The organism is Massilia frigida (assembly GCF_011682175.1).
In the GTDB taxonomy this organism is placed as follows: Bacteria; Pseudomonadota; Gammaproteobacteria; order Burkholderiales; family Burkholderiaceae_D; genus Telluria_A; species Telluria_A frigida.
Window position 1 is genome coordinate 196,259 of sequence record NZ_WHJG01000006.1, and the last position, 26,926, is coordinate 223,184.

The 26,926-nt window shown below is 64.1% G+C and carries 12 protein-coding genes; 8 read left to right on the forward strand and 4 right to left on the reverse strand.

Going from position 1 to position 26,926, the window contains the following annotated elements:
- Positions 1–122: 122 nt before the first annotated feature.
- The 6 genes from smc (at position 123) to F2P44_RS08805 (ending at position 8,808) form a co-directional block, all read left to right on the forward strand.
- Positions 123–3,650, forward strand: coding sequence for a chromosome segregation protein SMC (smc, locus tag F2P44_RS08780; protein ID WP_167086307.1), 3,528 nt, complete (start codon positions 123–125; stop codon positions 3,648–3,650).
- A complete protein-coding gene (locus F2P44_RS08785; RefSeq protein WP_167086308.1) occupies positions 3,647–4,780 on the forward strand; it encodes a cell division protein ZipA C-terminal FtsZ-binding domain-containing protein in 1,134 nt (377 codons plus the stop codon). Before smc ends, F2P44_RS08785 begins: the two co-directional genes overlap by 4 nt.
- 63 nt (positions 4,781–4,843) lie before the next feature.
- Positions 4,844–6,877: an NAD-dependent DNA ligase LigA gene (gene ligA / locus F2P44_RS08790; RefSeq protein ID WP_167086375.1), complete on the forward strand. Its 2,034-nt coding sequence runs from the start codon at positions 4,844–4,846 to the stop codon at positions 6,875–6,877.
- Entirely contained in the window at positions 6,864–7,757 is an 894-nt protein-coding gene (galU, locus tag F2P44_RS08795) for a UTP--glucose-1-phosphate uridylyltransferase GalU (RefSeq protein WP_167086309.1), read from the forward strand. The genes ligA and galU overlap by 14 nt, the downstream gene beginning before the upstream one ends.
- Positions 7,754–8,290 carry a peptide deformylase gene (gene def / locus F2P44_RS08800; protein WP_167086310.1) on the forward strand — a complete coding sequence of 179 codons (537 nt, stop codon included), beginning with the start codon at positions 7,754–7,756 and terminating at the stop codon, positions 8,288–8,290. The genes galU and def overlap by 4 nt, the downstream gene beginning before the upstream one ends.
- Before the next feature lie 8 nt (positions 8,291–8,298).
- Complete coding sequence (locus tag F2P44_RS08805; protein ID WP_370662657.1) at positions 8,299–8,808, forward strand: hypothetical protein; 510 nt, start codon at positions 8,299–8,301, stop codon at positions 8,806–8,808.
- Here the strand turns inward: F2P44_RS08805 and F2P44_RS08810 are convergent.
- Together F2P44_RS08810 and F2P44_RS08815 are read right to left on the reverse strand one after the other, a co-directional pair.
- On the reverse strand, positions 8,792–9,505 hold the full coding sequence (locus F2P44_RS08810) for a dienelactone hydrolase family protein (protein ID WP_167086311.1): 714 nt from the start codon (positions 9,503–9,505) through the stop codon (positions 8,792–8,794). The genes F2P44_RS08805 and F2P44_RS08810 overlap by 17 nt on opposite strands.
- A gap of 82 nt (positions 9,506–9,587) precedes the next feature.
- Complete coding sequence (locus F2P44_RS08815; RefSeq protein WP_167086312.1) at positions 9,588–11,222, reverse strand: M28 family peptidase; 1,635 nt, start codon at positions 11,220–11,222, stop codon at positions 9,588–9,590.
- A 213-nt stretch (positions 11,223–11,435) separates the two neighbouring features.
- On the opposite strand from F2P44_RS08815, the gene F2P44_RS08820 reads away from it, so the two are divergent.
- Both F2P44_RS08820 and aqpZ read left to right on the forward strand, forming a co-directional pair.
- Positions 11,436–12,323: a CPBP family intramembrane glutamic endopeptidase gene (locus F2P44_RS08820; RefSeq protein ID WP_167086313.1), complete on the forward strand. Its 888-nt coding sequence runs from the start codon at positions 11,436–11,438 to the stop codon at positions 12,321–12,323.
- Between the two features lie 125 nt (positions 12,324–12,448).
- A complete protein-coding gene (gene aqpZ, locus F2P44_RS08825) occupies positions 12,449–13,162 on the forward strand; it encodes an aquaporin Z (protein ID WP_370662658.1) in 714 nt (237 codons plus the stop codon).
- Positions 13,163–13,192: 30 nt separating this feature from the next.
- Here the strand turns inward: aqpZ and F2P44_RS08830 are convergent, their stop codons facing one another.
- A complete protein-coding gene (locus tag F2P44_RS08830) occupies positions 13,193–19,126 on the reverse strand; it encodes a Tc toxin subunit A-related protein (protein ID WP_167086315.1) in 5,934 nt (1,977 codons plus the stop codon).
- 215 nt (positions 19,127–19,341) lie between these two features.
- The gene (locus F2P44_RS08835) at positions 19,342–26,736 is read right to left on the reverse strand and encodes a SpvB/TcaC N-terminal domain-containing protein (protein WP_167086316.1); all 7,395 of its coding nucleotides are present in this window, start codon (positions 26,734–26,736) and stop codon (positions 19,342–19,344) included.
- Positions 26,737–26,926: the final 190 nt, after the last annotated feature.

Here is a 26,926-nt window from a genome sequence, read left to right on the forward strand (position 1 = left end):
CCCGACAAGCGCCGCCTGCCCGCCTGGAGCAACTGCGCGGGCGGGGCGACGGCTGTTCTCCGAAAACATGGCAACAAATGGTATGATGGACACCTTTAGGATTCCCGAGCTAGCTATACAACGTGCGCCTGTCTTCCATTAAATTGTCGGGATTTAAGTCTTTCGTCGATCCCACCAATTTCCAGGTGCCGGGGCAGCTGGTTGGCGTGGTCGGCCCCAATGGTTGCGGCAAGTCGAACATCATCGACGCGGTGCGCTGGGTGCTGGGCGAATCGAAGGCCTCCGAGCTGCGCGGCGAGTCGATGCAGGACGTCATTTTCAACGGCTCGACCCACCGCAAGCCGGCCGGGCGCGCCTCGGTCGAACTGGTGTTCGACAATAACGACGGCAAGGCGTCCGGCCAGTGGGGCCAGTATGCCGAAATCGCCGTCAAGCGCACCCTCACGCGCGACGGCACCTCGACTTACTACATCAACAGCCAGCCGGTGCGCCGGCGCGATATCCAGGACATCTTCCTCGGCACCGGCCTGGGGCCGCGCGCCTACGCCATCATCGGCCAGGGCATGATCTCGCGCATCATCGAGTCGCGCCCGGAAGAACTGCGCGTGTTCCTCGAAGAAGCGGCCGGCGTGTCGAAGTACAAGGAGCGCCGGCGCGAGACCGAAAACCGCCTCAACGACACCCGCGAAAACCTGCTGCGCGTGGAAGACATCCTGCGCGAACTGAACGCCAACCTCGAAAAGCTCGAAGCGCAGGCGGTCGTCGCCAACAAATTCCATTCGCTGCAAGCGGACCAGGAAGAAAAGCAAAAACTGCTCTGGCTGCTGCGCAAGAACGAAGCGCAGACCGAGCAGAATCGCTTCTTCCGCGAGATGGAGCAGGCCCAGACCGACCTGGAGGAGCAGACGGCCAAGCTGCGCCACGTCGAACTCAATCTCGAACACATGCGCCAGGCGCATTTTTCGGTGGGCGACCGCCTGCACACGGCGCAGGGCCACCTGTACCAGACCAATGCCGAAATCGGCAGCCTGGAAGCGCAGATCAAGTTCGTCATCGAATCGCGCAGCCGCCTGCAAAACCAGCTGGCCGCGCTCAACGCCCAGCGCAACCAGTGGCAGACCCAGGGCCAGGATGACCAGCAGCAGATCGAGGAAGCCGAGTACCTGCTCGAAGAACTGGGCGGACGCGTCGAGCAATCGCAGATGAACGCCGAAGCGCAGGGCGAGCGCCTGCCGGACCTGGACGCGGCCTGGCGCGCGGCCCAGCACAAGACCACCGAATCGCGCGCCCGCATCATGCAGGCGCAGCAGCAGATCGAACTCGAATCGGCGCACCAGCGCAATGCCTCGAACATCCTCAATGGTTTGCAAACGCGGCGCGAGCGCCTGCAGCAGGAAAAGAACGGCCTCAATCTGCCCGACAGCAGCCACCTGGCCAACCTGCGCATGCAGCTCGAAGAAAAGCAGCAGGCGCTGGAAGAGCAGACCATGCTGCTCGAAGAAGCGACTGAACAGCAGCAGCGCACCGAGGAAGAGCGCAGCGCCGCGCAGGCGCAGGTGAACCTTGAGACCGCAGCCAACGCGCAGCTCGAAGCGCGCCTGTCGGCCCTGAAGCAGATGCAGGAACGCGTGCAAACGCAGGGCAAGGTCCAGCCCTGGCTGCAAAAGCACGAACTCGACGCGCTGCCGCGCCTGTGGCACAAGCTGGGCATCGAACAGGGCTGGGAAACGGCGCTCGAATCGGTGCTGCGCGAGCGCACCGGCGCGCTCGAAATGTCGAACATCGACTGGGCCAAGGCCTTTTTCAGCGATGCGCCGCCGGCCAAGCTGGCGCTGTACGCGCCATCGCTGGCCGGCGCCGCCGCGCCGCTGGAAACGCCGGGCCTGAAATCCTTCGCCAGCCTGCTCAAGCTCAATGAACCGGGCCTGCGCGGCTTGCTGCAAGACTGGCTGCACAATGTCTTTGCCGCCGAAGACACCGCCAGCGCCTTTGCCGAGCGCGCGCGCCTGCCGCAGGGCGGTTCGTTCATCACGCGCCAGGGCCACGTGGTGACCCAGTCCAGCGTGCGTTTCTACGCGGCCGACAGCGAGCAGGATGGCATGCTCGGGCGCCAGCAAGAGATCGACAACATCGGCAAGCAGTTGCGCGCGCAAACCATGCTGGCCGACCAAGCGCGCGCCCGCGCGGTGCGCGCCGACGCCGCCATGTCGGACCTCACGCGCCGTTTGCAGGATGCGCGCCAGCGCGTCGCCACGCTCACGCAAGGCGTGCACGCGCTGCAAATCGAGGTGGTCAAGCAGTCCGAGGTCGAGGCGCGCTTCAACCAGCGCAGCACGCAGATCCAGGCCGACCTGGCCGAGATCGCGACGCAGGAAGCCGAGCAGCAGCAGGTCCGCATGGAGTCCGAAGAAAAATTCGAACAGCTCGACATGGAACTGGCCGAGCTGCAGGGCGCGCACGAAGATGGCCAGACCGATTTCCTGAACCGTGAACAGGCGCTGACGGACGCGCGCGAAAAGCTGCGCGAGCTCGAACGCGCGGCCCAGGAAGCGCAGTTCGCCGAAAAAACCCAGCGCAGCAAGATCGAGGAACTGCGCCGCAATATCGCCACCGCCACGCAGCAGGCATCCCAGGTGGGCGAGTCCATCGCGCTCGGCCAGATGGAGCTCGAAGCGCTGGAAAGCGGCGCCGCCAGCGATGGCCTGCAAGACTTGCTGGAGCGCCGCACCAACCAGGAAAAGGCGCTGTCGGACGCGCGCCATGAACTGGACCAGATCACGCAGCAGCTGCGCGCCGCCGAAGACACGCGCACCCAGTCCGAACGCAGCCTCCAGCCGCAGCGCGACAGGATCTCGGAAATGCAGCTCAAGGAGCAGGCTGCGCGCCTGAACCAGGAGCAGTTCGCCGAAGCGCTGAAAACGGTCGATGCCGACGAAGCGGCGCTCTCCGAAAAGCTGCACCCCGACATGAAGCCGTCCTACCTGCAGGGCGAGGTGACGCGTTTGACCAATGCCATTGCGCTGCTGGGCGCGGTCAACCTGGCCGCGCTGGACGAACTGGCGCAGGCGTCCGAGCGCAAGAACTTCCTCGACGCGCAGAACAATGACCTGAACGAAGCGATCAACACCCTGCAAGACGCCATCGCCCGCATCGACAAGGAAACGCGCGAGCTGCTGCAGGATACCTTCGACAAGGTCAATTACCATTTTTCGGAACTGTTCCCGATCCTCTTCGGCGGCGGCAACGCCAGGCTGGTGATGACGGGCGACGAAATCCTCGACTCCGGCGTGCAGGTCATGGCGCAGCCGCCGGGCAAGAAGAACGCCACCATCCATTTGCTGTCGGGCGGCGAAAAAGCGCTGACCGCGACCGCGCTGGTATTTTCGATGTTCCGCCTCAATCCGGCCCCATTCTGCCTGCTCGACGAGGTCGATGCGCCGCTGGACGACGCCAACACCGAGCGCTTCTGCCGCATGGTAAAACGGATGTCCGACCATACTCAATTCCTTTTCATCTCGCACAATAAAATTGCGATGGAAATGGCCAATCAACTGATCGGTGTGACGATGCAGGAGCAGGGCGTATCGCGCATTGTGGCGGTGGACATGGAGTCCGCCGCGAATTTTGCTACCGAGGCACAAGCAGCATGACTGATTTACAAATGAGCCTGATCGGCGCGGCCGGCGTATTCGTCGCCGGCGTCTTCGCGTACAACAAGTGGCAGGAGCACAAGGCCAAGAAGAGCGTCGAACGCGCCTTCGCGTCCGAGCACGACGACGTGCTGCTGCGCCCCGGCGACATCGTGCGCAGCGAACCGAGTTTCGACCTGAAACCGGCCCCGCCGGCGGACGATACGCCGGCAACTGCCGCAACGCCGGTCGCGGCGCCCGCCGCTGCGCATGCGGACGAGGCGGCGGAGGAGCCGGCCGCGCCGCTGGCCCCCGTGGCGGCGCCGGTCGAAGCGATCACCCCGGCCACCGAGCTGGCCACCAGCCTGGTCGACCCGCTGATCGATGTCCTGATTCCGCTGGCGCTGGAAGCGCCGGTGCGGGGCGACAAAATCCTGCCGGTCCTGCACACCCTGCGCCATGTCGGCAACAAGCCGGTGCACTTCATCGGCCTGCACGTCAACGGCGACTGGGAACCGATCGTCCACGGCGGCGTGTACACCAAGCTGCAGGCTGGCGTGCAGATGGCCAGCCGCACCACGGCGCTGAACGAACTCGAATACTCGGAGCTGGTCACGCGCCTGCGCGCGGTGGCCGACGATATCGGCGCCGAACCGGAAATCCCGGACATGATCGAAGTCATGGGCGAGTCGCGTACCTTGCACCGCTTCGTTTCCGGGCATGATGCCCAGCTGGGCGTGAACCTGTTGTCCTACGGCGCCCCGTGGTCGATCGCGACCCTGATCGGCGCGCTGGAGAAGCAGGGCTTCGACGTGCGTCCCGACGGGCGCTACATCATGCCCGATGGCGATGGCGGCCAGCTGTTCACGCTGACCACCAACGTCACCCTGGGCGCCGATACCACCTCGCGCCTGACGCTGCTGCTGGACGTGCCGTGCGTGGCGCCGGCGCGCGACGGCTTCGGCGCCATGCTCGCGTGCGCCAAGGCGCTGGTGGGACGCCTGGATGCCGTCATCGTCGACGACAGCGACCAGGCCCTGACCGACCAGGCCCTTGCCGAAATCAACAGCCAGGTGCTCGATTTCTACCAGGAGATGGAAGCGGCCGACATTCCGGCCGGTTCGACGCGCGCCATGCGCTTGTTCAGCTAATACAAAAAGATCATCGTGACGACAATAACTCCAACCACCCAGCACGGCGACGACCTTGGCCGCATGGCGCAGCTCACGGCCGAACTGAATCGCCATATTTTCTCGTACCACGTGCAGGATGCGCCGACCATTCCCGACGCCGAGTACGACCGTCTGTTCCGCGAATTGCAGGCGCTCGAAGCGGCCCACCCGGAAGCGGTATCGGTCGACTCGCCCACCTACCGCGTGGGCGCCACGCCGCTGCCCGAATTCAAGCAGGTCACGCACAGCATCCCGATGCTCTCGCTGAACAACGGCTTCGAGGACGAGGATATCGAGAACTTCGACCGGCGCGCGCGCGAAGGCCTGGACGCGGAGCAGGTCGAGTATGCGGCCGAACTCAAGTTCGACGGCCTGGCGATCAGCCTGCGCTATGAAAACGGCGTGTTCGTGCAAGCGGCCACGCGCGGCGACGGCGCCACCGGCGAGGACGTCACGGCGAATATCCGCACGGTGCGCGCCATTCCGCTGCGCCTGCACGGCGATACGGTGCCGGCGGTGCTCGAAGTGCGCGGCGAAGTGCTGATGTACAAGGCCGATTTCGCCAAGCTCAATGCGCGCCAGCGCGACGCCGGCCAGAAGGAATTCGCCAATCCGCGCAACGCCGCCGCCGGCAGCCTGCGCCAGCTCGACTCGCGCATCACGGCCCAGCGCAGCCTGCGCTTCTTTTCGTACGGTGTCGGCGGGCTGGAAGGCGCCGCCATGCCGCCATCGCATTCGGCCCTGCTGGACTGGTACCAGGCGCTCGGCCTGCCGGTGTCGAGCGAGCGCGCCGTCGTCACCGGCGCGCAGGGCTTGATCGACTACTACCGCGACATCGGCAAGCGCCGTCCCACGCTGGCTTACGAAATCGATGGCGTGGTGTATAAAGTCAACCGCCTCGAACAGCAGCAAAAACTTGGTTTTGTGTCGCGCGCGCCGCGCTTTGCCATCGCCCACAAATTCCCGGCCGAAGAAGCGCTCACCCAGGTGCTCGATATCGAAGTGCAGGTCGGCCGCACCGGCGCGATCACGCCCGTTGCGCGGCTGGCGCAGGTCAACGTCGGTGGCGTGAACGTCACCAACGCCACCTTGCACAACGAAGGTGAAGTGCGGCGCAAGGATATCCGCATCGGCGACACGGTCATCGTGCGCCGCGCGGGCGACGTGATTCCCGAAGTGGTGGCCTTCGTGGCCGAGCGCCGTCCGGCCGACGTACGCGAATTCGTCATGCCGGCCAATTGCCCGGTGTGCGGCTCGCCCATCGTGCGCCTCGAGGACGAAGCCGTGGCGCGCTGCTCCGGCGGCTGGACCCATTGCAGCGCCCAGAAAAAAGGTGGCCTGATGCACTTCGTGTCGCGCCGCGCGCTCGACGTCGAAGGCCTGGGCGACCAGCTGATCGAGCAACTGGTCGACAAGGGCTTGATCAACAACGCGGCCGGCCTGTACACGCTCGACAAGGACAAGCTGGCGGGCCTCGACCGCATGGCCGCCAAGTCGGCCCAGAACGTGGTCGACGCGCTCGAAAAATCGCGCGATACCACCATGGGGCGCTTCATCTACGCGCTCGGCATCCGCAACGTCGGCGAGTCGACCGCCAAGGCGCTGGCCCAGCACTTCGGCAACCTGGAAGCGCTGCTGCACGCGGCCAGCTTCGAAGGCGGCCTGCAATTGCTGGAAGTGCCCGACGTCGGCCCGATCGTGGCGCGCTCGATCAGCGAATTCTTGACCGATGCCGACAACCTGGCGCTGGTGCGCACCCTGGCGGACAAGCTGCGCTGGAAGGAAGGCGAGCACGTGATGAAAAACACGGGCGCCATGGCCGGCAAGACCTTCGTCATTACCGGCACTCTGCCGACCCTGTCGCGCGACGAAGCCGGCGCGCTGGTCGAAGCGGCCGGCGGCAAGGTCTCCGGGTCGGTATCGAAAAAGACCTCATACGTCGTTGCCGGCGCGGATGCCGGCAGCAAACTGGCCAAGGCGCAGGAGCTCGGCATCACGCTCCTCGACGAAGCGGCCCTTCTTTCACTGCTGGCGACAGCATCTTCCACGGAACCGAATCAAGATGAATCCAGTTAGAAAAGCAGTCTTTCCCGTAGCCGGTCTCGGTAGCCGTTTTCTGCCGGCCACCAAGGCGCAGCCGAAGGAAATGCTGCCGATCGTCGACAAGCCGCTGATCCAGTACGCGGTCGAAGAGGCGGTTGCCGCCGGCATCACCGACATGATCTTCATCACGGGCCGCAACAAGCGCGCCATCGAAGACCATTTCGACAAGGCCTACGAACTCGAATCGGAACTCGAAGCGGCCGGCAAGGCGGAGCTGCTGGAACTGGTGCGCAACGTCATCCCGAAGAACATCAACTGCATCTACATCCGTCAATCCGCGCCGCTCGGCCTCGGCCACGCGGTGCTGTGCGCGCAGCCGGTGGTGGGCGACGAACCGTTCGCGGTGCTGCTGGCCGACGACTTCATGGACACCGAACCTGGCGCGCGTCCGGTGCTGGCCCAGATGACCGATGTCTACGCCTACGAGCAATGCAGCGTGCTGGCGGTGCAAGAGGTACCGCGCGCGAACACGCGCCAGTACGGCATCGTCAAGGCCACCTCCTACCGCGAAAACCTGGAGCTGGTGTCCGAGATCGTCGAAAAACCGAAGCCGGAAGTGGCGCCGTCGACCCTGGCGGTGGTGGGACGCTATATCCTGTCGCCCAAGATTTTCCGCTACCTGGAACACATCGGCACCGGCGCCGGCGGCGAAATCCAGCTCACCGACGGCATCGCCGCGCTGATGGCGGCCGAACGCGTGCTGGCCTACCGCTATGCGGGCCAGCGCTACGATTGCGGTTCCAAGCTGGGCTACCTGACGGCGATGACGGCAATGGGCCTGAAGCACCCCGAAACGGGCGAGGGCTTCCGCACCTTCCTCGAACAGCTGCACCGCGAGCAGAACTTCTCATGACCGTCCGCGACATCCTCAAGATGGGCGATGCGCGCTTGCTGCGGGTGGCCGAACCGGTGCGCGAGTTCGGCACGCCGGCCATGGAGGCGCTGATCGCCGACATGTTCGACACCATGCACCATGCGAATGGCGCCGGGCTGGCCGCGCCGCAGATTGGCGTCAATCTGCAGCTGGTGATTTTCGGCTTCAAGGATAACCAGCGCTATCCGGACGCGCCGGCGGTGCCGCAGACGGTGCTGATCAATCCCGTGCTCACGCCCCTTTCCGACGACAAGGAAGAAGCCTTCGAAGGCTGCCTGTCGGTGCCGGGACTGCGCGGCAGCGTGCCGCGCTTCACGCAACTGCGCTATGAAGGCGTGGACCAGCATGGCAAGCGCATCGTGCGCGAGGTCGATGGTTTTCACGCGCGCGTGGTGCAGCACGAAGTCGACCACCTGCTCGGCATCCTGTACCCGATGCGGATCGAGGACTTCACCAAATTTGGCTACACGCAGGTCATGTTCCCCGACCTGGACCCTGACGACGACGATTGACCACCATGATCTTGAAGAACTTGCCGGCCCTGGGCCTGGCGCTGCTGGCATGCGCACCGGCGCTGGCCGAAAATGTCACCACGCCGGACGCCACTGCCACGGCCTTCGACGGCAGCGAAAAGCGCAGCCAGGTATGGCTCACGAGCGGCTTTGCGACGCACCACTTCCAGAGCGACAAGCACCTCAACGGGCGCAATCCCGGCTTGGGCGTGGAGTATCGCCTGTCGGAATATTCGGCGCTCACGGCCGGCCGCTTTTTCAATAGCGACCGCCAGCACTCGAAGTATGTGGGGATGTATTACCAGCCCCTGTCGTACGCGGGCGTGCGCTTTGGCGCGGTGCTGGGCGGCTTCGATGGCTACCCCAAGATGCGCGGCGGCGGCTGGTTCCTGGCCGCGATTCCGACCGCCACCTTCGAGTACCAGCGCGTCGGCGTGAACGTGGCGCTCGTGCCGACCTATAAAGACCGCCTGCATGGCGGGATTTCGGTGCAGCTCAAACTCAAGCTGTTCGAGTAGCCTGCTTGAGGTGCTGTGCGAAAAAGGCCCGCGTCCTGTCGTTGGCCTGGGCGGCCGCCTGGGCGTCGAAATGCACGCCGTTCCAGCGCGCGAAGGCGTGGTTCTGGCCGGGATAGGTGAAGATCTGCACGCGCGGGTTGCCCTCGGCGGCCTTGACGATGGTGGCGCGCGCGCCGGCTGAAATATACTCGTCGGCTTCGCCCAGGTGCATCATCAGGGGGCAGGCCAGGGTCTCGAAGGCGTCGACGTGCTTCTCGGTGCCGCCGCCGTAGTAAGCCACCGCGCAATCGGGCCTGGCGCGGGTGGCGGTCAGGAAGGTCAGCAGGCCACCCATGCAAAAGCCCATCACACCCGCCTTGCCGGTCGCGCCGGGCAGGGCGCGCGCCGCCGCCAGGGTGGCGGCGATATCATCCAAGCCCTTGTCCACGTCGAACGCCTTTTTCAGCGCCATGGCCTTTTTCCATTCGAGGTCGCTCTTGTCGCTCAATTCCACGTTCGGTTCCAGGCGCCAGAACAGGTCGGGGCAGAGCGCGATATAGCCTTGCGCGGCGAGACGGTCGCACGTTTCGCGCAGGTCGGCGTTGATGCCGAAGATCTCCTGCAGGACCACGATGGACGGGGCGGGCGTGGCGGCCGGACGGGCGACGTAGGCACTGAAACTGCCGTCCGGCGTGTCGATGGAGATGCGTTCGTTCATGTGCGGCCTCCTTGCGCTGGTGATGAGACAATTGTGGCACAAACCGGCAAACCGGAACGCCCGCGTGGCGCGGGCGCCACCGTCAGCGCTTCACCTTCCCCAGCGGGTCACCCTTGTTCCAGGTTGGCATGGCGGCCGCATTGGCCACCTCGTAGCCGAGATTTAGCGTGAACTGCGCCTGCTGCACCATGCCGCGCAAATCCCACGCCGGGTTGTACTCGTCGCTGACCTGATGGTAGTGATCCTTGAAGCCGACCATCTTCGCGCTCGACGCGCCGTTGTCATGCTCGAACTCGAAGCTGCCGTCGCCCGAAAACACGGCCGAACCGACGTTAAACGCCGGTACGCCCGCTTTCGCGAAATTGAAATGGTCGGCGCGGAAGTAAGCCCCGCCCAGGTCGGGCGTCTGCGGCGCCAGGCGCATCCCCATGGCCTTGGCCACCTTGGCGGCGCTGGCGTACAAACTGCTGCGCTGCGCGCCGGCCACGCCGATGTCGCGCGTGGGGCCGACGAAGTTCATGCTGTCCAGATTCAGGTCGGCCGCGGTATCGGCCAGCGGCCAGACCGGGTCGCGCACGTAAGCGAGGCTGCCGATCAAGCCTTGTTCCTCGGCGCACGGCCACAGGAAAATCTGGGTGCGGCGGGCCGGCTGGCGCACCGCCGCCTGCGCCATCGCCAGCAGGGCGGCGGAGCCGGACGCATTGTCGACCGCGCCATTCCAGATGTGATCCGGCTTGCCGTCGGCGCTGTCGATGCCGAGGTGGTCCCAGTGGGCCGAATAGATCACGGCCTGCTGCTTGAGCGTCGCATCGGTGCCGGGCACGATGCCGACCACGTTGAACTGCTCGACCGGGCGGATGGCGCTGTCGACGGCGACCCGGGCACGCGCTTTCAAATCGACCGCCTTGAAGCCGCGCACCTCGGCCCTGGCGCGCAGGGCGTCGAGATCCTGGCCGGCGGCGGCGAACAGGGCGCGCGCCGTCTCTTCCTGCAGCCAGCCTTGCAGCGCGTTGCCTTCGCCAGCCAGGTGGAACTGTTCCTTGCTCATGCCGTTGGCCGGCACGCTCCACGGGTAGGAGCTTGACTCGGTCGTGTGTATCAGCAGCACGCCGGCCGCGCCGCGCCGCAGCGCTTCTTCGTACTTGTACATCCAGCGGCCCGCATAGGTCAGTGACTTGCCGCCGAAGCGGTTCGGTTCCGCCGCCGTCGGTTTGGGGTCGTTGACCATCATGATCAGGAGCTTGCCCTTGACGTCGGTGCCCGCGTAGTCGTCCCAGCGTTCATCCTCGGCGCTGATGCCGTAGCCGACGAACAGCAGCGGCGCGTCGAAGCGGACTTTCGGCTTGCCGCTGGCATTGTTGAAAACGATCTCCTTGCCAAGCTGCGGCGCCAGCGTCTTGCCGCCCACCTCGAAGCGCACCGCGCTGGTGGGCAGGGTCTTGGTGCCGACCATGTTCACCGACTGGCGGTACACCTTCCCGACGCCGGGCAAGAGGCCGATCGCGGCGGCCTGGGTTTCGAGGTAGCGCACGGCCAGTTCGCCGCCGCGCTGGCCGGTGCCGCGCCCTTCGAGCATGTCGTCGGCCAGGAAGGACAGGTGGGCGCGCAGGGGCGCTTCGGCTACCTTCGGCGTGGCCGGCGCGGCGGCGCGTTTCTGGGCGAAGGCCGGCTGGCTTGCAAGGACGAGGCCGATGGCGAGTGCGGAAACGCGGCGCATTGATACTCCAATGAAAATGTACAGGGGGAGCATCGTGCCATGAATGGGGCAGGGGCGCAATCGGCCATCCTCGCGCACGGCAGTCGCCCCGTTGCTTCTCGCGCGCCAATCAATTACAATTTTGCAACTTTATCGAGGCGCATGCTGATCTATGACACCCACTCTTCCCCGTATTGCCCTTGTTGCCGAAGCCAGCCCGAGCGGAGTACCGGCATGATGCATCTCAGCGCCGCGCTGGTGACGACCTACGGTCTGCTTGCGCTTGCCGTTTGTTCGGTGTGGCTGGCCCCGCTGACCCTGCGTTCCGGACTGGCGCTGCCGCCGTGGCTGTGCATGCTGACGCTGGCCTGCGCGAGCGGCGTGGCGACCGGCCTGCTGTCCCTGCCAGCCATCGCCGCACTGCTGGCGCTGGGCGCGCTGGCGTACGCCGCGCGGCGCAGCAAGAGCGGGCCGCTGCACGTGCTGCTGATGGTGGCGATGGGGTGCATGCTGCTGGCCATGTCGATGCACCGTTTTCCGGGCTTCGTCAATCCGCCGCTGGTGTCGGACCTGGTGATCAGCGCGGCGGCGGCGCCGGTGACGCAACGGCTCAATTTCGATACCGCCGCCGCCGGACTGATCCTGTTCGCGCTGTTTTGCGTGCCGGCCCGTACCCGCGAGCAATGGCGCGAGGTGGGGCGGCATTCCTGGATCATCCTCGGCACGCCGCTGATCGTGCTGCCGGTCGGCTTGCTGGCGGGCTATGTCGATGTCGACCTCAAGCTGTCCGCGTACACGCTGTGGTTCATCGCGATCAATCTGCTGTTTACCTGCGTGACCGAGGAAGCGTTCTTCCGCGGCTTCATCCAGGAGCAGCTGACGCGCGCCATGCGCCGCTGGAAGGCCGGGCCGACGATCGCCCTGTGCGTGGCGGCGCTCCTGTTCGGGCTTGCGCATGCGCGCGGCGGGGCGCTGCTGGCTGGCCTGGCGGCCCTGGCGGGGCTGGGCTACGGATATGCCTACTTGCGCTCGAAGCGCATCGAAACGGCCATCCTGACCCACCTGGCGCTCAACAGCATCCACTTCATCGCGTTCACCTATCCACGCCTGGGCGCGGCCTGAGGCGGCGCCAGCGTAGCCTGGCGCCCGCTTCCTCATGAATCAATCCGCAATTTTGTTGTTGCGATAATGATTTGTAGGTGGCAATATGCTTGCTCAGCGGCTACAGATTCCTCTGTCGCGCCGCGATCTCATTCAATAAGGATAATTTCATGAAACATTACAGCGCCGAATTTCTCGGAACCTTTTGGCTCGTGCTTGGCGGTTGCGGCAGTGCCGTGCTGGCGGCGGCATTTCCGGGCGTCGGCATCGGCTTGCATGGCGTCTCGCTGGCCTTCGGCCTGACGGTGCTCACCATGGCGTATGCGATCGGCCATATCTCGGGCTGCCACCTGAACCCGGCGGTATCGATCGGCTTGTGGGCGGGCGGACGCTTTCCGGCGTCGAAACTGTTGCCGTACATTGTAGCGCAGGTGATCGGCGCCATCGCCGCCGCTGGCGTGCTGTACGTTATCGCCAGCGGCGCCGCCGGCTTTGACGTGAGCAAGGGTTTCGCGTCCAACGGCTACGGCGACCATTCGCCGGGCGGCTACTCGCTGCTGGCGGCGCTGGTCACGGAAGTGGTCATGACGATGTTCTTCCTGATCGTGATCCTGGGCGCGACCGACAAGCGCGCGCCGGCCGGCTTCGCGCCGCTGCCGATCGGGCTGGCACTGACCCTGATCCACCTGATCAGCATTCCGGTCACCAACACCTCGGTCAACCCGGCGCGCAGCACCGGCGTGGCGCTGTTCGCGGGCGATTGGGCCATCGGCCAGCTGTGGCTGTTCTGGGTCGCGCCTATCGTTGGCGCGCTGCTGGGCGCGCTGGCCTACCGCTTCATCGCCAGCGAAGACAAGTAAAGCCGGCACGACGCGCCAATCCGGCGTGGCTCATGTCAGCCACGCCGGACGCAGTCCGGACGCGGTAAAGACGAGGATAATGTCGTCCACGTTCGCCTCCTGGAACGATTCGCTGAGCGAAAAGCTCGAAAATTGATCGGTCGTTAGCGTAAATTTCCACAAGGCGCCTGTTCCTGCCGCTCCCCTCAACACGCTCCAGCTCGGTGTACCGGATTGCGTCGAACTGGCGAGCCCATGGATCAAGGCGGCCGCTGCACCCGTGGTCGGGGCCGCGCCCCCGGAAGGCGTCAACGCCGGCGCAACGAAGGCCGCCGGATAGCTGCCGTCCTTCAAGTGCATCGACAGCGCCACTTCATCGATCTGGAGATCGGACAGCCCTGCGGGAAACGATCGCGCATCCATATGGAGATCGATCTCGTACACGCCCGCACGCGAGGGATTGGACAGCTGATACCAGACGTCGGGCAGGTCGCGCCGCACGCTATAGGTCAGATCGCCGCTCCAACGGCGCGGCAACTTCTTGATTACCCGGTCACGCAGTTCGTAGCTCATCAGCGCACTGTAATCAACGGTCAGCACCACTTCGGCAAGCGTATCGAAAGCGAAGGGATTCGCGGCCGGTGGCAGTTCGAAGTACCAGGTCGTGTCCACGCCCGTTCCCTCGAAGGGGTATAGCATGTCCGGCTGGGCATCGAGTTCGAATACACCCGTGGCGGCCACGGGCGACGTCAGCGCGACGCTCTGGGGATCCTGGCGCACCACGACGGTCGGAAAGCCCGGCTCGGCGGTGACGACGCGCGACAGGCCGCCGTTGGTCAAGGTGGCGCGGATGCCCTGGCCTGGCGGGATGAGCGCGGCAACCGAGATGCGTGCACGCTTGAGCAAGCGCATATAGTGCCCCGGGAAGCCTTCATCGAACCATTGCATCGGTGTGGAAATGGTCAACACACCGGTACGCCGGAATTCCTCGAATTCAAGGGGCATCAGGCGGGAAAGCGAAAAACTCTGGCTCAGGTTTAGCAAGCGGCGTTCGGAACTGAAGGCTTGCTGGTCGAGCGTGTAGAGGTCTTGCAACAGCCGGGTCGACCCGCCGATCCCGCGCCGGTCCGGTGTGGCGCTGCCATCCGCCCCACCCGATGCTTCCGATGCAGATAACCAATAGTCTGACTTGATCTGACGCACAGGCGTTTCCTGGCGTTCGAAGGCGAGTTGCAGTTCGGCCTGTTGTGCGGTACTGGCTGCCGTACGCAGGAAAAATGCATAGGTCTCGGCCAGCACCCCGGTCAGCCATTGGTAGAATTCGACGCTGGTAAATTTGTTATTGAGAAATGCCAGCATCTGGCGCGATTGGGTCAACTGGGTACGGGCGATCAGCGACTCTTGCACGGCGATGGCAATGCGATCGTCCGCGGCCACGAGCTGCTGCGTACCAATCATCACATCCTGCCTGGACAAGTCGTGTTGCAGCTGCCATTCCTGGGCCCTGCGCTCGTGCGAGGCGAGGATGCCGTTCAACTGGCTTCTGGTTTCCTGGTCAATCAGGAACCCCTGGGCTACCGCCTTGCCGGCGGCCGCAGCCGCGATGGTGACACCGAGTGCCATTTTGGCACCCGCCGATAGCACAGTCTCGATCAGGCCGGCCGCCACTTGTATCGCTTGCGTGCCACTCATGACCGCATCGGCAATATTCATGACCTGACGGCTCGTGCTCGACTCTTGAATATACTTCATTTGCAATCGTTCATGCTCGCTCGTGCCGGCGGCAAGCCAGCTTTGGTACCGATCGGTCTGCATTTGCGAACGGCCTTGTTGCAGCTGCGCCAAAACCTTTCCTGTCCGGGCATCGTCCTCGCCTAACTGGCGCAGCGTGACGGTTTGTCCGGCGATTTCGGAAATGAAATTCTCGCGCATGAGTTTTTCGGCTTCCGCCTCGCCTTTTTCCATGACGGACAAATAGTGCGACTCGAACTGCTGGGCCTGTGCGGCCAATTGCCTGGCACGCTCCATCAATATCTTGAAGCGGTACGGTGTCGGCCTGGTCAGGCTCGATGCCGCGCCCGCATTCGGGCCCCGGGTCAGGTCCGGCGCCAAGGGTGTGCCTGAAAAACTCAAGCCGCGCCGCAATTTGCGTAAAGCGACATCGACGTGCGCCCGTTGTGCCGCCACGACCGGATTGGGCAGATAGGCCTGTTCCGGCCGCACCGGTTTCAGGTCGCGCAGTTCATCGAAGGCGAGCACTTGCCTGGCTTCCAGGTAGATCGACAGTGCCTTGTTGCGCGCGTCTTTGGTTCCTGCCGCATACTCGCCGTCCGCTTGCGCCAGCAGGCAGTGGGCGATCTGGGTGATCGTATGGCGCGTGTACGGATTGCCCCAGATGCGCTGGCCATTGTCGTCCGTCCGCAAGGCGACCGCATGCGGGTCGGTCAGTTCCAGGGTCCAGCGGTCATCGAAGAAGGGGGCCGGGGCTTGATGATCGTGTTCGCTCCTGAGCAAGGCGGCGCGCTTGCGTGCGGCTCCCGCCCGGCTCGCATCGAACACTTGCCGGTAGGTGTCGAGGGCGGAGGCATACAGTCCCGCCCTTTGCAGCGCGAGGCCGATTGCCATCGGCGCAAAATACTCGGCCTCGTCGCCGCCGAGCGCATTGCGTGCAAGGGTAAAGGCGGCCGGCGGCCTGGCCAGGCTGCCCGACGACAGCGGCTGCATGTTGCGCAATTCAGTTTGAAATGTTTCGAACGCGGCCGATCGTCCTTTCCTCAGCTCCGGGAACAAGAGATTTTCCGGATACAGATAGCTCAGCACTGCGGCGCGCCAGTGTCCATAGTTGCCCAGCCACTGCCATTCATCGTCGAATTGCTCGCGGTATTCGGGCTTGATGGTCCAGCGCCCGGCCACGTGACTTGCTTCGTACCATGCATGGCGAATGCCATTGATGAGTGTTTGCAAGCTGAGCGTCGCCTGTTCGAGCGGCGTGACCAAGGTGGCACTGGTCGCGGCAAAATCGACCAGCCAGCGTTCGGTCAACTGATCCATGCGTTGGGTTGCGAAAGGCAGCGCCGCGATCCCGAGCAAATCGTCGCGCAGCGAGGGCAGCGTGATGCGCTGCACCTCGCCCACCGAGCGTTCTTGCGCATCCCGGATGGTTTGCCAGGCCCGCAGCCTGCCGCCCAGGCGCCGCTCGATGGCGGTTCTTTGCAGTGCGTTGCCGCGCCAGGGCAAGAAGCCGGACTTGTAGGAGCCGGGATGCCAGGCCGCCGCCGTTGTCGCGGTGGGCCAGAGGCGCGATCCGAGGGCCGTCTCCGCCTGTTTCCAGGGCGTGTAGCGGGTACGCACTTTCCATAATTGCGTGAGCAAATGGGCAAAGTCATTGCGTTCTTGCGGGCCAAGCGCGACAGTGAGCTGGTCGATGTACGCCAGCAGGCGCCGGAACATCTTGTGATCGAGGTGGAAATGCGCGAGTTCGGCGCCAATCGGTATCCCTGCTTTTTCCGCAATCGACAAGGCCTGTAATTTGCTCAGTTCGTCGCGCGAATAGACTTTGTCGAGCGCGGCAGCGGCCGACCCGGCGCCGAGCAGTGCAGCGAAGGCATCGAACTGCACCGTCAATTCCGTGCTGCGCGCGCGTAGCAGGGCTGACCAATCGAGCGCGGCAGGGGCGAGGTCCGCCATCTCCACCAGATCCGGATCGAGTTCCGGCGGCATGGCTTGCCGCGCGTCTTCCTGCGACCATCGATAGCTCAGATTGAAGCGCTGTGCCGACACGATCCCGGTGAAGTCGATGGGCAATTCCGACGGAAACTCTGGCGTGTAGGTAAGAGGCAATCCGAAGGCGCCTGCCAGCCACGGCTCGAACATGGTCGAGCCCGGTGGATAAGTGGGCATGATGGTGGCCAGGTTGTCCCCGCTGGCGACCGGCGTGAGCAGTCCCAGGCGTTCGGCCAGGGCATGGCGCTGGGCGCCGGACAAGGCACCCAGTCCGCGCAGCTCTTCCAGCGAGGTACCCAGTCCGAGCAGCAAGGCCTCGTAGGCGGCTTCATGGTAGTCGGCAATCGGCGTTGCCGTCATGCCGAGGCGGCGATTCAAGGCCAGTTGTTCCACGTCTTCCGGCTGCAATGCATAGCCGTACAAGCGAAGTTCCGCGAATCCGCCCAGGTAGCTATTCGAGTAGGGACTCTTGCCGATAATGAGGGGATCGGTATTGGCCACGACACTGCCCGCCAGTGTCACCTCGGCGTCCAGTTTGCCATCGATGTACAGCTTGAGTTGCCCGCCTGATTTTACATAGGCAAGATGCGACCAGCGCTGGACCGGCAAGGTGCTTGCGGAGGCGCCGCCATCGTCCACATTGCCCGTTGTTGAAATACGAAAGTACACGGTATTCGAGTCGGGCATGAGCCACAGGCTGAAGGTGCGGTTCACATCCGTGGGCCATACTGGTTCATGCCCTTTGTACAGGATCTGGCGCCACGTGCCGTTGCCGGTATCGTTCGGATATACCCAGCACGAGAGCGTGAAATCGCGCTCGTCGCGGCCGACTTCGAGCACCGGGCGGTGCGCGATCTGGGCGTACGATTCGCCGTCGAGCACCATGGCGCCCTCCATGTCGGTGCCTGGGGCGCCAACCATCCGGGCCACCACGTCGGCATAACGGCCGCTACCGTGATAGCCACCGTTCAGGTCGAAGCGTCCGGCCCGGTCGCGTACGCCGTCGGGTGCCTGCTGCGCCAGTTCCGAAAACGTCCAGCGTCCGATCAGGCTGGCCGTGTCGGCGGATTTGACATCCCGCAAGATCTGCACTGGCGTCAGCAGGTCGGAGACGGGCCGCCCGGCGGCGACCGAACCCGGTTGCGCGAGCTCGCCGAATGGCTGCCGAAATTCGCGCGTCAGATCGACGGCGCTTGCCGCGCCTGCGTTTGGGGTATCGCCGGTCAGCAGATGGCTGCGCGCGAAGCGCAGCAGTTCGTTGAGATAGGCTGAAGGGCTGAGCAACTCGTCGATCGACTTCGGCAGATACGAGGACACCACCTCGAACTGGCGTACCGCGATGCGCGCGCGCGTGTTACCCACCCCATCGGCCGCCGTCATGGTCAGCTCGTACTGGCCATAGCTGGCCACGCTCAGCTCGAAAACCCAGGCGCCGCCGGCGACGTTGACCGGCACGTCGGTTTGTCCGGCGAACGAGTAGGTCAGCGTACCGTCCTTGTAGCCGCTTTGCGGATCGCTCACGGTGCCACGCACCGCCAGGGTCAATGGCAGTTGCCCCACCACGATTACCTGGTCTTCAGCCGGTTCGGTGATCGCGATGGCCGGATCGGTGAAGTCGCGCGTCTGGAAGTTGAATTGGGTGGTGGTGGTGACACCGAAGAAATCCGTGTCGTCGACCAGGATGGCCGGCCCCATGGGTGCGTATTTTCCCGGAAGGAAGGACGAGAAGGCGAGGGCGGCCAAGGGCGTACCCGGAGAACCTGTCTGGCGCGGCAAAAGATCGCCTTGCGCGCGAAGCTGCACGCCGATCGCGCGTGTGGGACTGCGCGGCAAGACCTCGATCTGCAAATGACGGCCGCCTTCCGGCAAGTCGATCAGTTGATTGCCGCTTGCGTCCAGGCCTTCCAGCTTGAGCGCGAGCGGCACCCGCAGGTTCGGTGCGATATTGAACGCGACGCTCTCCAGCACCTCGGCCTGGTCGAGCAGGGACACATCCGCATGGCCGGGCTTGCAAGAGGAAAAAGTAATTTTCCAGTCGCCGTTGTGATCGGTCCTTGTATTGCCTGTCTGATCGGGCGTATTCGCTTGCTTCAGCGTGACGGACAGCGGCGCGTTTCTGTAAGGGACCTCGATCGTATGCGTCGCCCCATGGCTGTTCTCGGTCTCGATCACCTCGAACCAGCGACCCGCGCAAAACAAGCCATTTCCTTGCGCCGGACCCGCGACGAGCTGCCCGGCGGTGGGTGTTGCGATGAATGCCATGCTGTCTCCTTTGTTCGACGCTTCGATCCGGGCGGCGTTCCGGCTATCCGGGAGCGCATCGCGGCGGACGTGCCGCCGCGTCTATCCGGATTCAACATCGGTTTCTTCGTTCATTTGTCACGAACAAACAGCCTTTACCCCCGGTCCAGATCGCACTGCCTTGACGCCCTATTGCGGCCGTGGCATTCACCAGGCCGGCGCACCTGCCACCCTGGTCATGGTTGGAATACGCCGCGCATGCCATCGACCGCGCCCGACTCGATTCCCGCTTGCGCCGCTTTCCCGCCTATCCATGCCGCCGCGCCGCCCACCGCCAGGCCGACGAAAAAGCCCAAGGCGGCGCCGCCCGGACCCGCCGCGCCACCCAGCAGCGTCCCTTTGATCGCAAAGGAAAAGACCACGCCCGCAGCCAGGCCGGCGCCCCAGGCACCGGCTTGCCTGATCGCTTCATCCTCAAGAGGCCTCTGCGAACCGGTTTGCACCGACTCGGCGTAGGCCGCATCGAATGACAATTTCGTTTGAATCAGGGCCACGACGGTCATGGTGATGCCAGCCATTGACAGCGTCGCGCCCAGATTGGCCTGGCCACGCGGCCCGCGCAGCGATCTGGATACTTTCAAGGAATCATCATGCTTGACCGCATCGGCAAATTGGTCTCCCGCCGTGACATTGGCCTGGTATCTGGACCTGGTCGTCTCGTTGAGCCTCAGATTGTCGCCCGATAAAACCACTTCCGGTATCACTTCACCGGCCTTGGCGCCTTCGATCGCATGGTAGGCGGTGGAAGGATCCAAGGTGGCGTTGGCGCGGGCGGCGCGGATGTTCGTTACCAGCTGGCCGTAGTCGTTTTTTGCCGCACTGTCGAATGAGCTGATCCCCGCACCTGTTTCTTTTCCGCGAAAGGACTTCGACGTTCCAGTGCGCTCAGGCGCTTGCGAATGCTTGACTTCGCCCATGACGTTGACAGCGGCCTTGTCTTTTCCCACCACAAGGTGGGTATCGACACCGTTTTCCGTCAGACATTTTCCCTGTGGCGTGATGTCCGTGGTCGGTGCGACCTTTGAATACTTCTTCACCAAAATTTCAGTACCGGCTCGCTCGGCGGTAACGGCAGCTTCCACATTGACGTCGCCGGCCGCGTAGCCGTTTGCGTCGCTCAGCGTGATCGGTGAGCATCGCGCGAAAACGTAGAGATTCAAGCCATCGATGGGTCCAGCCGGATCGCACGAGATCCAGCGCGCCAGCGCGCCCGACAGGTAACGCACGCCATTCCGGTTCAAGCCGCTTTCCTCGTCTCGCTCCTTGCCCGCATAGCGGTATCGTTTTTTCCCGAAGCTGCCAAAACTCGTTTCGCCGTACGGGAAGAATTCTTCGCGGTTGATCCAGGCGCCGCTGCCGCCGACAACGACGGTACTGCTGCCCGCATGGTCGCCAAAGTGATACTGCACCGGATGGCCGCTGGCGCCGTCGCCGTCGAACGCGTCGCCGATACGCTCGATGGCGATGCGGCTTGCACCGTCCATCACATGCACATGATTGTTTTCGCGAATGCCGCCCGGCTTGACTTCCCTGTGCTGCTCGAACGTCTCGCCAAGATAGGTCGTGGTGGTGTAACTGCCGCTTTTCCAGACGAGTTTCTTCACGCGCATGCCGGCGGAATCGTACAGATAGAGTGCGTAGAGACTCGGCCCGGAGGCGCCGGCCTGGATGCGAAACGCTTTCATGCGGTCGGCGTGATCCCAGTCGGCATGGCGTTCGGCATGTTCCTGCGTCATATTGCCGTTGCCGTCAAAAGCGTGCGACAGCGCCGCTGCCGCCTCATTGCCGAAGTGCGTCAAGCGGTTGCCGCCACTTCCCCAATCGGGGGCAATGCCGCCGGCGGCCTGCGCGATCTTGTCGTTCCATTGCGCCGGGTTGAATCCGGCCATGCCGAAATGACGTGACCAGACGCTGGCGCCATCTCGCCGGTGGATCAACTTCAACATATTGCCGGCGGCATCGTATGCATAATCCTCGTCATACAGCGAGGTCATGTCCGGCGCATTGTCCTGGTCGGGCGAGCCATGATTGCCCGAGTTAAAGCCGGCACGCGCGTCATCGCTGGCGGCGCGCGGCACGCCGATGGCGCTGCTTTCGCGGCCGCTGGCCGATGCCAGCCGGTACAGCGGGTCATAGGTGAATTCGCGCACCAGCGCATCGCCCGCGGCCAGCAGGGTCTGCAATGCGGGATAGAGCAGGGCGCGCGGATTGTTGCGTACGCCGCAACCCGGGGTCCGATCGGTGGTACGCACGATATTGCCGCCCAGGTCATATTGGTAAGCCAGGTCTTGCAGCACCGCGCCGCCTGGCTGGTAGGCCAGATCACTCGCCCGGGAATAGCCTTCCGTACGCATTCTCAACAAACCGAAGGTCGCCGGATCGTAGGCGTAGCGCTTGATCTTTCCATTGCCGTAGGCGATGAAGGTGCGCTGTCCCCTGGCGTTGTAGGCCAGCCGTTGCACGTAAGTTTGCCGCGCACCGGCGTCATTTGCCCCCAGCGGGCCTTCGAGATCGACCCGCTCCAGCGCCCCGGCGCGGTCGTAGCCGGGCCGCAGGCGGTAGCGCTCGCCGTTGGCGGCTTGCGGATAGTCGGACCACTTGATGCGGTTCATCGCGTCGTACGCGTTGCGGGTACGGTACTCGGCGGCGTCCAGCATGCCGGCCGGCGCGCCGTTCCAGTCGACACGGGGAGCGCTCAAGTCCCAGGCCGTCCCGGTCTGCGCGCGCAGGTTGGCAAGCATGAAGTCGTCCGACAGCACGCTACGGCGGGAATCGAGCACATTGCCTTTGAAATCGTAGTCGGCAATGGTGATGACACCGGCTTCGTCATGGTGCCGGTACAGCTTGCCCAAGAGGTTGTGCTCGGCCGACGCGGCCAGGCTGGGGTCGTCGCCGTAGAGGCATTTTTCGCGCAGTGTGAGCGCATCGGCAGCGCTGTCGCGCGCCCACAGTCCCAGCGGGCGATTGAGTTCATCGTAGCGGCGCAGGCTGCATGCGCCCTTGGCGTCCATGCTTTCGATGGCACTGCCAAGCGCATTGAATACAACCTGGCTGGTCCCGGCATCGATGTTCTCGGTGCGTAAAGCGTGCCTGGCAAGGTCGTAGGCGTATTCAAAGGCGTAACGGCCCAGCGGGTCGATAATGAGCAGCAAATCGCCCTGGACGTCGTACGCGGAGACGGTCAGGTGCTCGTCGATGGCGGCCAGCGCCGTGGGACGATGCCGCGCCACCGCGCCGACGGTGCGTCCCAGGGCGTCGATCATGATACTGGACGGCGTATTCCAGTGGTGCCGGTAGCGTAGCGCCGCGCTGTCGCCGGCATGGGTGCGGCCGGCATTATCGTTCGGATCGTAGGTGTAGGCTTCCCATGGCGTCGGGATGAAGTTGAACGGGTCGTCCAGGCTGGCCGGCACGCCGAACAGGACACGCCGCTCGGAGCCGTCCGGATTGACCGTGCGGATCACCTGGCCGCGCGGGTCGTAATACATCTGCGCATGCACACCGCGCTGCGCATCGGCCTGCGCCTCGTACGCCCATCCCTGCGAGAAAAACGGTTCGTACTTCTCGACCGGTTTTCCCTTGTTGTCATACACCTGCCAGCCGCTGACCAGGACGTTGGGACGGTCGACATCGGCGTTGACAGTGGCGGCCAGCGGAGCGCCGTGCGCTTCATTCTGGTCAGGCGATAAAATGCCGTCGCCGAAGCGTACCGATGCGCCTTGCTTACGGGTCTGGATGACACGGCCGAATCCATCGGAATAGTCGCGCGACTCGATCGTTTCACCGGTGTCGTCGGGGTCGGTGTCGTGATAAACCCGCTGGATGGTCCGCGTATGAATCGGCTGGCCCGAGCGCTGGAAGGCCAGGAAATCGTACGAGCGCCTGCTGCCGGAACTGCTGCCATCGCCTTCGCCATGCTTGCCCTTGACCCAGGTATCGGTAACGAACCCCGCAGGCGAAAATGCCACTTCGCTGACATTTCCATTTGGATCGATCACCTTGCGCGGACGAAGCACACGCAAGTTGTACTCGGCCGTGACGGACATGCCGCGGGCGTCGCGTAGCTGAAGCGGAAGGAACAGGAAGTCGTCGTAGCGCTCGATCCTGGTTTCGTGGTCGAGCGCATCGCGCATCGCCACCGGCAAGCCGCGCGGATTGGCGGCGCCATCCTGGAAATCGAACTTGTGTTGTCCGGTGCTGGCATAGTAGCCGGGAACATAGCCGGCGACATGGTTGCGCTTGTCCAGATACCCATGGTCCGCGCCGAAACCGGCTGGCGCACCGGACGGCGACGCAGCCGTGCCGCCGAGATAGGCGGGGCGCCGCGTGGTGCCGTCAACATGGTAGACACGGTCCAGGATCTCATCGGTGACGACCAGGGACTCGGATCGGGTCAGGGCGCCGTAGCGACCCGCCAGGCCCAGCGCTTCGCCCTGGTAAGCCGCTCCATCGTAGTAGCTCAGCGCATGCGCGATGATGCGGTAGCCGGCCGGATTGCCTTGCTCGGGCTGCCAGCTTGTCAGGCTGGCCTCGAACTGCCGGTGCAGTGCTTCTGCAAGCTGCATGTGATCGCGTAAAACGGCAAGGACATCGGCGGGCTGCGTCTCCACCACCCGCGCCGCAGGCACGAGCGCGAAACCGGTGCTGCGCGCGATGCGGTTGCAGATGCGGCTCGCCGGGCTCGTGGCTTGTGTCGCATACGCGCTGCACGTATGCGTGGCAAGAACAGCGGCTTGATCCGTCGGACTGTTTTCGCGCTGCGGCAAACGCTTGAGGCTACGGCGCGGCATCGCGAGCGCGCTGTGGATCAAGGGTTGACCGTAATCATCGTATTGGCTGGAGAAACTGAATGTCGTCAAGGGATCGTCACCCCGTTCCCACTGCGTGGTGCGCTGTACCGTACTGTGCGCGAAAAAAACGCGGGCGCGCGCCGGCGCGGGGCCGCCGGCGGCCGGTTCTTCGCGCAGCCCGTATGCGTGTTCCGTGACGGTGTACGGCCGCTCTTCCAGCGCCGCCCCATCCAGGGCGAACAGTTCGCTGCGCAAGATCCTGCCGCGCAGCGCGCGTAACGCGTCGCGCTTGGCGCGGCGATGCGGCAAGGTGCTGGTAAACGCATCGACCGCCGCGCTGTGCTTGAGCAGCTGCGGATCACCCGGCCAGTATTCGCTGGTGAAATCGCGCTCTGGCCAATCGCCGGACTCCGCGCCGGCCGGACCTTGATGAAACCATGTCCTGGTGAGCGTGGGCGCCGAAAAGAAGCGCCGCTCGACGCTGGCGAAAAAGGCCTCGGCGCCATGCAGGCCGGCTGCGTTATATTTTGCGAAGGAAACGGTATCGATCTGCTCCACCATGCCAAAGCCGCGAAACTCGCGCTCGGCGCCATCCCAGTAGCCGTGGTGGTAGCGATATTCCGTGGTGAGTTTTCCCTGGGAGATCTGGTCGAGCACCTCGACGCGCGTCACTACCTGTACCGGAAACGGCAAGGGCGTGCGCCAGGCGGTCGCCCGGTCGGCCTGATCGCGCACATACTCGCGCGTGGAGGAGGCATATTCCACGCTGGTGACAGCGCCGATATGGTTGTTCATGCCGGTCAGGAGATACGGCTTTACCGCGCCGGTGAAATCGAGGAAGAAATAGCGATCGCGGCTGCCGCCACGCGCATCCTGGGTCCACAGCACCCCGCTCACGCCGGTTCCCAGCAGGTCGACCAGACGCACGCTATCGTTGTCGGTGACCTGCGGGGTGCCGTGGATCACGACCGGCGCGCTCCAGCCGTTGCCGCACTGGTTAATCCAGAGCGTCAACCGGCCCTGTTCGATATACACGATATCGGCAATCCCGTCGCCATCGACATCGCCGATCAGCAGGCGGCGCGGATCGTAGTCGACCGGCAGATGCGGTGCATCGCGCATGTGCACGCGTGGACCGAACTCGCCGTAGCCGAGGTTCGGCCAGTAATCGATCCGGGCATTGTGGACCAGTACAACATCCTGCATGCCGTCGCCCGTCATGTCGGCCCACCTCACGCGCGGATCGGAGAAACTGGCGGGGAATCCGTCAGGGCGCCGCTCGACAAAGCGCACGTGATCCGTGCCCGGCTGCCATCCCTGGAGCGGATCGTTGAAGTAGCATTCCAGCCGTGTGGCGGCACGAATGGCATCGGTGACGCCATCGCCATCGAGGTCGACCAGGTGCACTTCCGGATCCTCCAAGTTGAAGCCCGGGGCCTGGCGATAGCGCTGAAAGGATTTTTTGCGGTCCCAGGCCCCCTGGAACGTGGCCGCGTAATAGCCGGACAACTCGGCGTTTGTCACCAGCAGGTCGCTGCGCCCGTCGCCATTGGCATCGATCAGCTGGACGCCACGATCGGAAAGGCGCAGGCCGGCAGGGGCGTCCGGCATGGCGCGCGGCAGGTCGAACTGGCCGCCGCCGAGGTTGCGCCAATAGCGCACGCTGTCGCCCATTTCAAACAGGTCCGGCAGACCGTTTCCGGACAGGTCGACCAGGGCGATATCCGGATTGGCTAGCGACACAGGGGGCAGGTTTTGTCCGATCACCGCCGCAAATTTTCGCTGCCGCGGTTCGAAACTGCTGTAGGTGAATTCAACAGGCGGCAATTCGCGGGCCGGCCGATTGTCATCGTCGTAACCGATGACGTCGATCAGGCTCATCAGCGACATCGCATTCAGCGGCAGGCGCTCTGGCAGATCGGGCAAGTCGGTACGCTCATCGAGATAGATCAGTTCAAGCGCTCGCACCAGTTGTTCGCGCGCCGGTACGGGACGGGTCTTGACCACGATCCATTTGCAGCGGCGCCGGGTGCGGATCTGGAAGCCTGCGCGGCCCTCCGAGAAGGGATCGGGACGTTCGCGCGCCGCACTTGCCCCGGGAGGAGGGACATCGTTGTCGTATAAAAAATCGACATGCACCAGATAGTGCAGCTGGCCGGCGGAATCCGGATAGTCGACATAACGGATTTGCTTGAGATAAAGCTGGTCCCATTCCAGCGCACCGGCATCGCCCTGGTCGCGCACATAGGCGTACTCGATGCGGTTGCCGAAAGGGTCGACCGTGCAGCTCAGGTTCCAGGTGAATACCTTGCGCCGGTCGCCAGGGTTGGCGATGACTGCCGGATCGTTTCCCGCCATTCCGGGCGTGCCGTAAAAGCTGGTCAAGCCATCTTTCGTTTGCACTTGCCAGTAATCGTTGCCGGCCTCATGAAAACGATCGATCAGCGCAAACAAGCCTTCGGCCCTGGGCCGGTAGCGCTGGGCGCCGGGCGGCCCACCATCGACCGGAACCAGGTCTTCGGCGCCGAACAGCATGAACACGTCGGGTTTGATCGAGCTGGCACCGGCATTGTCGCGATAGCGCGGAATGCCTTGGGAGGTTTTGCGGCTGAGCGCAGGGATGCCAGTCGACCAGCCGGCGCCGAAGGCACCGTTTCCATGACCGGTGCTGAACGATAATCCGAGCTGTGGCTGGAAGCCGTTGCGCCCTGGCGGTAGCGGGACTGGAATCGAGAAGTTGCCGGTGCCAGTGTAGAGGTCCGGCGAAAATTTCTCGCTCAAGCCTTTCAGTGCGCCTCCTCCCTGTGGAAGAGAAATTGTGGCAGAATTATCACTGGCCATCTGACCCCCGCCCGTGCTGATGGTTGATGTCGGTTGAGTTACATTACCAAGTCATAAACGAGTGTGGGTGACGGACTGCGCTTTGTCAATGTTAGCTGGTCGTACGTGGCCGGATTCGGACAGCCAGCGT